We start from the raw sequence: 9,727 nt of genomic DNA on the forward strand, positions 1-9,727 counted from the left end.
TAATATTCACGTCAAGGAGATAAATTATATGGCTAAAAAAATTCTAGTAGTAGATGATGAAAAACCAATTTCCGACATTGTTAAATATAATTTGGAAAATGAAGGCTACGAAGTCATAACTGCTTTTGATGGACAAGAAGCTTTGGATAAAGTTGATGAGGATGATCCAGATCTAATTTTGCTTGATTTAATGCTTCCGGTTATTGACGGTCTTGAAGTAGCAAGAACTATCAGAAAAACTAAAGATACTCCAATTATTATGTTAACGGCCAAGGATACCGAAATTGATAAGGTTATTGGCCTAGAACTTGGGGCAGATGATTATGTCACTAAGCCATTCTCTAATCGGGAATTAGTTGCTCGTGTTAAGGCACGTTTAAGAACCCAAACACACGCTCACAGTGAAGATACTAAAACTAGTGAGATTAAAATTGGGGATTTAACCATTCTTCCCGATGCTTATACTGTCACAAAAAACGGTAAGGAAATTGAATTAACTCATCGTGAGTTCGAATTGTTACATTATCTAGCTCAACACATTGGACAAGTAATGAAACGTGAACACTTGCTTCAAACAGTGTGGGGCTATGATTATTTTGGTGATGTCAGAACGGTTGACGTTACTGTAAGACGCCTACGTGAAAAGATTGAAAACAATCCTAGTCAACCAGAATGGTTAATGACAAGACGTGGCGTTGGTTACTATTTGAGAGATCCAGATAGTGAGTAATAGATAGGAAGTAAAATATCTTTAGAACTAAGAGTATTCTTCCATTACAAATAAATACTATACTACTCATAAGTTGGATAATTTCCGACTGTGTTGGTAATTCTACTAAAAAAACTGATTGGCATGAAAAATGCGAGTCAGTTTTTTTTATAGTTATAACTAAAGGTTGAAAGTTTAATTAAGTATGCCGTCTCCAGAGCTGAGAGTATTCAATTGCTGCGCGGAACGGCCCGAGCCAAAGTGCGGTCTCGGACCCCGGTTGAAGCCTCGCAAAACCCGCGAGTCTCCAACACGCCCGGTGGTGTAATTGCTGAAGCAATAACGCCACTTTCGCTGCAAATGAATACTCTCAGCTCTTCCAACTAGTTTATTTTTTAATAGAAGTAGCAATAAAAAGAAGATTTTTGATTATTTAAATAAATTAACCATAGGCTTTTAACAACAATAGTTATAATTCCAAATCAAAGTAATTCTAGCCGGAGGTCATCAGTGATTTTTGTACGCTGTGGAGGTGGCGTTAGTGCTTTAGCACTTACACCACAGGGCGACTTTGGAGACTTACCGGTTTGTGGTAAGGCTTCAAAGCGAGGTTCGAGACCGTTTCTCAGGCTCGGACCGGTCCTCATAGCGGACAAAAAATCACTGATGACCGGAGGCGGCATATTTAACCAGGAAGCTGTATAATATAACCAAGTCTGTACAATTTAGGTGGAAATATTTTGAAAAATAGATTTGTCTTTTTACATTCGATTAACTTCAAAATCGGATTGTCTTTTATTTTAATTTTGATAGTCACAATTGAAATCATTGGGGCCTATTTTGTGCGTCAGTTAGAGGATCAAAATGTTGCTAATTTTGAAACTTCCGTGCAAGTGCCTGCCTATACGCTTAATCAAATTTCAGAAAATTTAACGGATAATGATCAACATACCCGAGAAAATATTGGCAATGCCATTCAAGATTATTCTCGAGTCAGCACTGATATCACCGATGTCCAAGTAGTCGACCGCAGCGGTATTATTGTGGGGGCTAAGGATTCAGATGGTGACAATATCGTTGGAACGCAGACTTTGAAAGATAATATCAAACAAAGTATCCGTAATGACAAGAAAATTACGCAAATTTACTATGAGAAGCAAAATGGTAGTTCTTACGAATCGATTGTTCCAGTGACTTCACCGGATAATAGTACTGTTGTTGGAGCAATTTATGTTCGTGCCAGTATGGAATCAGTTTATACCGGAATCAATAGTATTATCTTGATTTTTCTAACAGCATCCCTAGTGGCCGGATTATTAGGTGCCATAATTGCAATTTTCATTGCGCGGGCCATTACACGACCAATTGATGAAATGAAACAGCAAGCTGTCCGTATGGCTGAAGGAGATTATTCCGGACAGGTTCGAGTTTATTCTCCTGATGAGTTAGGTCAACTGGCAATGGCTGTTAATGATTTGTCGGTTAAAGTTGAAGAGGCCACCGAAAACTCGGAGTCTGAGCGACGAAGGCTGGACAGTGTTTTGACCCAAATGTCAGATGGTGTTATTGCCACGAATCGTTTGGGAAATATTACCGTTATCAACGAAATGGCACAAGAGTTCTTGGAAAAAGACGAGGACGAAGCTATTGGGCAACCTTTAGTGGAAGTTCTTGGAATCAAGGATCGGACTAGTTTTGATGATTTGTTGGAAAATCCTGATCCAATGGTGATTGAAACTAATGATAATAATGAAGATTACGATGAAACTGATGATAATTCGTTGATTTTAAACGCTGATTTTTCATTGATTCAAAGAAATAGTGGCTTTATCAGTGGTATGGTTTGTGTTCTTCATGATGTCACTGAACAGCAAAAAATTGATAGTGAACGTCGTCAGTTTGTTTCCAACGTTTCGCATGAATTGAGAACACCTTTGACAAGTATTAGTAGTTATATCGATGCTTTAAATAATGGTGCTTGGAAAGATCAAGAGTTGGCTCCACAATTCTTAGGTGTTACTGCCGAGGAAACTGACCGAATGATCCGAATGATCAAGGATCTGTTGAGTTTGTCACGAATGGACCAAGGTCGTTCGAAACTTGATAGAGAGTTAGTTAACTTCAATGAATTCTTCTCTTATATCTTGGATCGTTTTGATATGATGTTGAAAAAGGAAAAAGCTGATGCTAAAGAGGATGATACGAAAATTGTTAAAAATTACCGTATCAAGCGTATTTTCACCAGCAAGGATCTTTGGGTCGAAATTGATACAGATAAAATGACGCAAGTGGTCGATAATATTATGAATAATGCTATCAAATATTCTCCCGACGGTGGTGTCATAACTTGTCGTTTGTTGGAAACTAACAAGCATATTATTGTTAGCATTTCCGATGAAGGCTTGGGTATCCCTAGAAAGGATATTAAGAAAGTCTTTGAACGTTTCTATCGTGTTGATAAAGCACGTTCGAGAAAACAAGGTGGTACTGGACTAGGTCTATCCATTTCGAAAGAAATTGTTGAACAACACAAGGGTAGAATCTGGGTCAACAGTGCTGAAGGTAAGGGCTCAACATTCTACATTTCCTTACCATTTGATCCTAACGAAACTGGAGGAGAATGGGATGAAGTTTAGTCGATTGATCGTCCAAATATTTTTGACTGTAGCCGTGATCACTAGTATTGTCCTATCCTTTTTCATCTGGACAAATACTGCGCGTTATCAACGAGGCCGCAATATTGATGTAACATCTGCCGAATCAAATAAGAATGAAATTCCCATGAATCAAGTTATCAGTCCCACGTCGGTAATTTGGCACGATGAGACCGAGCAACATTTAATTTATAACAGTAATGAAAATATTTCACTGAGTATTCAAAAAGTTATGCAAGATTGGAAAATTAGTGAACCTAAGCAAGTCTCCAAAAAAGATGGCGCTTATTATCAAAAAATCATTCAGGGCAAGAATATGTTACAAATGGTCTATCCGACTGCCATTTCAATCAATACCTTCGGATATTTGCTGAACAATGATAGTTTGAAAAATGATAAATCTAATCAGTTCAATCGAATTTTGGTGAATTTGAAAGATAAGAAAGATCCAAATATTTATTTAGCTAATGACAGTAATTATGCCGTTTACAAAGCTAAGTTAAAAAATGCTTCATCGGTACCGCTAACCAAATTGGTTAAGAAGGCTAATATTAATCTCCAAGTTCGTTTGGATATTATGAAGCACGGTGTCTTCACGTCTTACGTCAATCCAATTAAACTGAAAACTTATTCTTATGTCATCAGCGGTAAACAAGATGGCGAGTATACGACAGCCTTATTTGATTCCAATACGAATGGTTTAGTAACTTCTGAGGATAATGGCGTTTATACGTATAATTACGGTGAATCGAAACGATTGGTTTCAGATCATAATACTGACGAATTGACGTTTGAAGATTATACTGATACGTCGGTTCCTAAGAATCAGCTGACTTTCTTGCAGCGAGGTTATCAAAAAATCACTAATATTCAAAACTCTATCTCTAACTTACGTTTGTACAGTGCGGATTGGGATAATAAAGATTTAGTTTTCCGTGAATATGTCGAAGGTTTCCCAATCTTTAAGAAGAGTCAATTTGGTTCGATTCGAATTAAATTCAGTCGAAAGGGCAGCACAGAACATTTCTTGAATAAAGTTTTGGAAGTTCCGGTGCCATCTAATCAAGCAGCGACACGATTGAAATCAACCAATGCTATCTTTAAAGGCTTACAACGAGCTGGCTATTCTCCTAATGATGTTGAAGATATCGAAGTCGGTTATCAGTGGGAAGCTGAGGCTGATAATGAGAAGGTTGTCGATTTGAAACCTACTTATTACGTGAAAATTGATAGTCATTGGAAGTCATATGACGAGTGGACAAATGAAAGTGCGGAGGAAGATTAAATGGATTTTAGAAGAATTGAAGTTATATTCCTAATAGTTTTTTTCTCACTAGATATTTTCCTGTTCTTGTCATTTCGTAACAGTCAACAGTTGGTTAGTAGCACTAGTAATAACACATCAACCGTAGCTGAAATGCACAAACGTAATATTAGTTTTGGCAGTTTGGATACCAAGAGTGGCTATGCTTATTACTTGGGCTCACAACCTGATGAATCATTGGCTCAAAATCTTCAAAAGTTAAATAATCAAAAAATTAACTATGAAGAAGTTAATCACATGATATCAAGTACTTTGAATGATCCAATTACAGTTACAAATGCTGATAGAAAAGATGTTATGAACAGATTTGTTCAAAAAGACAGCAATATTTTATTCGGTAAACAATATAAATATGCACCTCAGCTTTCAACTAATTCTCAGATTGTTTATGTCAGAACTGGTTCGTTAGGTGAAGTCTATGATAAAACAGCACAGCTAGTTTTTTCCGTTTCTGATGGAGAAGTGGTAGGTTATACTCAGACTTATGTAGATTCAATGATAATCCTGCATGAAAAACAAGCAATTAAGAGTGAAAAAGATGTCATTACTAATTTGTATGCTAATTCTGAAATTCCTAACAACTCTAAAATTTCTTACGCTAATTTAGCTTATACGAAATTATTGGAAGCGAAGAATAGTACGATTTACATTCCAGTTTGGTTCGTGACAATTAAGAATAAAGATAGTAAAGTTTCAGCAACGAAAAAAGTTAATGCCTTTACGGGCAATATTATAAAGAGTTCAACAAACGGAGATAATTATAGTGCCCAATGATGATAGTTTAAAAATCAGTGTCTTAGCCAGTAGCAGTTCTGGTAATGCCACTTATATCGAAACGCCTAAGCACCGGGTCTTAGTAGATGCCGGATTGTCTGGTATCAAAATTAAGAGAGCCATGGATAGTATCGGAAAAGATATTACTAAGGTTGATTCGCTCTTTGTAACACATGAACATACGGATCATATTCAAGGTGTCGGAGTTTTAGCTAGACGGTATGGTTTAAGTGTTTATGCTAATGAGAAAACTTGGGCTGCAATGTTGCCAAAAATTGGAAAGGTTTCTGAGGACCAAATCAATATTTTTAATCACAATAAAGTTATGTCTTTAGATGATTTGGATGTTGAAAGTTTTGCCGTTTCTCACGATGCGGCTGACCCTCAATTCTACAAGTTTTATCACAACGGCAAGGAGTTCGTTATCTTAACAGATACAGGTTACGTGTCTGACCGAATTCAAAAGACAATCGAAAATGCGGATGGCTATTTGATGGAATGCAATCACGATGTTGAAATGCTTCGTGATGGTATCTATCCTTGGCCTCTGAAGCAACGAATCCTCAGTGAAAAAGGACATCTTTCGAATGAAGATGGAGCTCGCACGTTGATGGACGTTATCGGTAATAATACTAAACAGATTTTCTTGGGACATTTGAGTCACGAAAATAACACCAAGGCGGCTGCCAGACAAGAGGTTACTCAAGTATTGGAGGACCACGATTTTGGTGTGGGTCACGATTTCAAAATCAATGATACTGACCCTGCAGTGGCAGATGCGTTGATTGCTCTTTAAAAAGTAAACAATTTAATCATAAGTCGTTCATAATTTTTTCATATTTTAACGGTATATTATAGTTAGTAAAACTTGTAGTGCTAGTTAAATATACCGGCTTCAGATCTGATAGTATTTACCTGCTGGTATGGATATATTCTTACGAGCTTAGTTACTTAGGGAAATTTAAAATATTTAACTAAAGGTTGAAAGTTTGATGCATTATGCCGTTTCCAGAGCTGAGAGTATTCAATTGCTGCGCGGAACGGCCCGAGCCTGGGAAGCGAACTCGTTCCTCGGTTGAAGCCTCGCAAAAACCGCGAATTTTTAACACGTCCGGTGGTGTAATTGCTGAAGCAATAACGCCACTTTCGCTGCAAATGAATACTCTCAGCTCTTCCAACTAGTTTATTTTTTTAATAGCCGGAACAATAAAATGAAGAATTCTGAGTATTTAAAATAGGTTATTAACTAGCACTATTTGTTAGTAAATTATTAAATGTGTGGGGAAGTGAAAATGTATGAATAATGACAATAAAGACAAATCTGAATCAAGAGTAGAAGAAAAGAAACGTGGTTCCACTAAGAATTCTGGTAATAATTCTTTGCTTAAGACGGGAATTGTAGCATTTATCTCCGCCGCTTTAGGTGTAGTAATTGCTTTTGCAGGATTCACATATTTCGGTAATAACTCTTCCGATACAGCTAGTGTCGGCAATACGGCCGGAACGACGCAAGTTAGCAATACGAAGGTAAATACATCCAGTTCCATGTCTGGGGCATACAAGAAGGTTAACGGTGCCGTCGTTTCCGTTATCAACTTGCAGAAACAAAAGGAACAGAGCTCCAGTGATGGCAGTATTTCATCCATTTTTGGTGACTTGTTTGGAGATAGTGGCTCGTCGTCGGATAGTTCATCATCAGGTAGTACACAAACACAGGCTGATGAGAGTGGCGACAGCAGTAATTCTAATTCCAGTTCTTCTAGCAACAGTAACTTGCAAGAGTACAGTGAAGGTTCTGGTGTGATTTACGCTAAACAAAATGGTAAAGGTTATATCGTAACGAATAACCATGTTGTTTCGGGATCTGATTCACTCGAAATTATTTTGGAAGATGGTACTAAAGTATCTGCTAAATTAGTTGGTACTGATACAGCAACTGACTTGGCTGTCTTAGAGATTCCAGGTAGTAAAGTACCTGCTACAGCGTCATTTGGTAACTCAGACAACGTTTCACCGGGTGATCCGGTAATTGCTATTGGTTCGCCATTAGGTAGTGAATATGCTACGACAGTTACTCAAGGTATCATTTCAGCTACTAACAGAACTGTCACAACTCAAGACCAAAATACTGGACAAGCAACCGGACAGGCAACTGTTTTACAAACTGATGCTGCTATTAATCCTGGTAACTCAGGTGGTCCGTTAGTTAATGCCGCAGGTCAAATTGTTGGTATCAACTCAATGAAATTGGCTTCAAGTACAGATGGCTCTTCAGTTGAAGGGATGGGCTTTGCTATTCCAAGTAATGAAGTAGTCAAGATTATCAATCAATTAGTTGCTAATGGTAAAGTTGAACGGCCATCACTTGGTATCAAAGTCTTAGACCTTGATCAAATTACTGATGACTCACAATCAAGCTTGAAATTGCCAAGTAGCGTAACGAAAGGTGTTGTAGTCTACAGTACGACCTCAGGATCAGTTGCTAAGGCCGCTGGTATGAAGAAGTACGACGTTATCGTGAAATTGGGTAACAAGACCGTAACGTCTGTTGCAGACTTGCATACAGCCTTATATTCACATTCAGTTGGTGATACAGTAAATGTTGAATATTACAGAAATGGTAAATTGAGTACTGCTAAAGTACACTTAACCAAACAGACAACCGAATAAACACGAATAAAAGCGTAAAACCAAGTAATAGTGGTTTCACGCTTTTTTTTGAACAATTATGTACAAAATGGATATTTATTTCGACTTTTCAGAAAACTAATAAACAATAGTTTTCCACAGATGTTAATAACCTGTGTATAAGTGGCAAAAATTTAGAAAAACCGTTGTAGAAAAGTTATCCACAGAATTACCCACAGCTGTTGATAACTTTTAATGGTCGGATTCATCAATGAGAGTAATGCTTATTAAATTAGGGATGATAAGTGTTACACAAAAACAAACAAACTTTTATTTCTCTGTGCAAAAATAAATCCTCATGATAATTCGTATTTTTAAAATTAATTTGGCAATTAAACGATAGTTTCGTATGATAAATAACGAGGAGATTTCTACTATGAATATTAAAATTGTTACCGTTGGAAAGCTAAAAGAAAAGTACTTCAAGGCCGGTATAGCTGAATATGCCAAGCGATTGGGTGCTTTTTGTAAGTTTCAGATTGTTGAGTGTCCGGATGAAAAAGCTCCTGAAAGTTTAAGTGAGGCACAGGATATCAAAGTTAAACAAATTGAAGGAGAACGAATATTAGGTAAAATCAAAGATAAGGAATATGTGATTTTACTCGATTTGCGCGGCAAAGAACTCACATCTGAGGAAATGGCCAAAAAAATCGACGACTTATCCACATATGGGACTTCGGATATTACTTTTGTAATTGGTGGATCATTAGGCGTTAGTCCAGAAGTTACCAAGCGGGCTGATTACAGCATATGTTTTGGAAAATTCACTTTGCCACATCAGTTGATGCGGTTAGTTTTGACTGAGCAAATTTATCGTTCGTTCATGATTATTAATCATCGGACATATCATAAATAGGGATTTTGGTTGGTGGCCGCTGGAGACCGGCAGTAATGTAGTCTGTAGTGGGACCGGCTCGAGCCGAAGAGCGGTCTCGACCCTCGATTTTGAGCTTTGCAAAGTTCGCAAATCTCAAAATACGTCCTGTGGGGTAAGAGCTGAAGCTCTAACGCCACCTCCACCACGTACTACATTACTGCCGGTCTCCAGCTAGTTTGTTGGGTATAGATGATTATCTTGGTTTTTTATTTTTTTGTTTAAGAAACAAATGTCTAAAGGTTGAAAGTTTAGGTAAGTATGCCGGATGCCGTTTCCAGATCTGAGAGTATTCAATTGCTGAAGCAATAACGCTACTTTCGCTGCAAATGAATACTCTCAGCTCTTCCAACTAGTTTATTTTTAATAGCGGAACAGTAAAATGAAGACTTCCGCTTATTTAAATAAAATAACTTTAGGCTTGTAACAACAATGGCTATATTAATTTTTCGTTTTTCAACTTTTAGACAAATGTTAATAAGTGATCATAATTCTGATATGATGAAAAGTTTCAGCTTTTCTAAAGTTAAGATAAAAAAGAAGATATTTTCTACTTGAAATATTCAAGTCGCGAAATATCTTCTTTTTTTTATAAATAATTGACACGCAAATTGCAAGAACAAGTTAGCCACTTTTTAAAATACTGATTCCAAGGGATTTTCAGTTACTGGAGTTAGGCAGATTGTGTTTATTTCATTACATTG

At 37.1% G+C, this 9,727-nt stretch carries 7 protein-coding genes; all 7 read left to right on the forward strand.

The genetic code is table 11. The annotated features are described in order from the left end of the window. The first annotated feature begins 28 nt into the window (after window positions 1-28). The 7 genes from yycF (at window position 29) to rlmH (ending at window position 9,005) form a co-directional block, all read left to right on the forward strand. Window positions 29-730, forward strand: coding sequence for a response regulator YycF (yycF, locus tag FFM71_RS07870; RefSeq protein WP_137611625.1), 702 nt, complete (start codon window positions 29-31; stop codon window positions 728-730). Window positions 731-1,449: 719 nt separating this feature from the next. Next, a complete protein-coding gene (walK, locus tag FFM71_RS07875; protein ID WP_137611626.1) occupies window positions 1,450-3,345 on the forward strand; it encodes a cell wall metabolism sensor histidine kinase WalK in 1,896 nt (631 codons plus the stop codon). After that, window positions 3,335-4,648: a YycH family regulatory protein gene (locus tag FFM71_RS07880; RefSeq protein WP_137611627.1), complete on the forward strand. Its 1,314-nt coding sequence runs from the start codon at window positions 3,335-3,337 to the stop codon at window positions 4,646-4,648. Before walK ends, FFM71_RS07880 begins: the two co-directional genes overlap by 11 nt. Continuing rightward, window positions 4,649-5,461 (forward strand): two-component system regulatory protein YycI, encoded by an 813-nt coding sequence (locus FFM71_RS07885; RefSeq protein WP_137611628.1) that lies wholly within the window; start codon window positions 4,649-4,651, stop codon window positions 5,459-5,461. Next, entirely contained in the window at window positions 5,442-6,257 is an 816-nt protein-coding gene (locus tag FFM71_RS07890) for an MBL fold metallo-hydrolase (RefSeq protein ID WP_171000511.1), read from the forward strand. Before FFM71_RS07885 ends, FFM71_RS07890 begins: the two co-directional genes overlap by 20 nt. A 500-nt stretch (window positions 6,258-6,757) precedes the next feature. Then, window positions 6,758-8,131, forward strand: a complete 1,374-nt coding sequence (locus FFM71_RS07895) for a S1C family serine protease (protein ID WP_137611630.1) — start codon at window positions 6,758-6,760, stop codon at window positions 8,129-8,131. Between the two features lie 394 nt (window positions 8,132-8,525). Then, complete coding sequence (gene rlmH, locus FFM71_RS07900; protein WP_137611631.1) at window positions 8,526-9,005, forward strand: 23S rRNA (pseudouridine(1915)-N(3))-methyltransferase RlmH; 480 nt, start codon at window positions 8,526-8,528, stop codon at window positions 9,003-9,005. Window positions 9,006-9,727 lie beyond the last annotated feature (722 nt).

Origin of the sequence: Companilactobacillus huachuanensis, assembly GCF_005404815.1 — a bacterium.
In the GTDB taxonomy this organism is placed as follows: Bacteria; Bacillota; Bacilli; order Lactobacillales; family Lactobacillaceae; genus Companilactobacillus; species Companilactobacillus huachuanensis.

Excerpts from the sequence above, each read along its gene's own strand:
- rlmH (WP_137611631.1), top strand. The coding sequence starts at position 8,526 with ATGAATATTAAAATTGTTACCGTTGGAAAGCTAAAAGAAAAGTACTTC.
- FFM71_RS07885 (WP_137611628.1), top strand. The coding sequence starts at position 4,649 with ATGGATTTTAGAAGAATTGAAGTTATATTCCTAATAGTTTTTTTCTCA.
- FFM71_RS07880 (WP_137611627.1), top strand. The coding sequence starts at position 3,335 with ATGAAGTTTAGTCGATTGATCGTCCAAATATTTTTGACTGTAGCCGTG.
- yycF (WP_137611625.1), top strand. The coding sequence starts at position 29 with ATGGCTAAAAAAATTCTAGTAGTAGATGATGAAAAACCAATTTCCGAC.
- FFM71_RS07895 (WP_137611630.1), top strand. The coding sequence starts at position 6,758 with ATGAATAATGACAATAAAGACAAATCTGAATCAAGAGTAGAAGAAAAG.